The sequence below is a fragment of the Acinetobacter sp. AL9 genome, assembly GCF_041464035.1.
GTDB lineage: Bacteria > Pseudomonadota > Gammaproteobacteria > Pseudomonadales > Moraxellaceae > Acinetobacter > Acinetobacter towneri.
The window spans coordinates 1-246 of sequence record NZ_JAYFSK010000282.1; the positions used below are offsets into that span (position 1 = coordinate 1).

1 pseudogene is annotated in these 246 nt (G+C 42.3%); it reads left to right on the plus strand.

Features of this window, described 5'->3' with window-relative positions:
- Positions 1 to 179 (plus strand): annotated as a pseudogene (locus ACEO2X_RS14715) (IS66 family insertion sequence element accessory protein TnpB); the annotation flags it as partial.
- Between the last annotated feature and the right edge of the window lie 67 nt (positions 180 to 246).

The window sequence follows — 246 nt, forward strand, 5'->3', positions numbered from 1 at the left end:
CACTACCGAATAAACCTGCATTTATTGCCTTATCTTGCTCTGCACCATTAGATCCTACTCCTACTGACATGTTAAAAGTTCAAATTACTTTACCCCACTCAAAAGCAGAAATTGGCTTGAAATGGCAGACATCAGAAATACCTGCCTTGGCAGAATTACTCAAGGCACTGGCAACATGATCCGTATCAATGAAATTTGGCTCTCTACCCAGCCCATGGATATGCGAGCAGGAATGGATACTGTCAT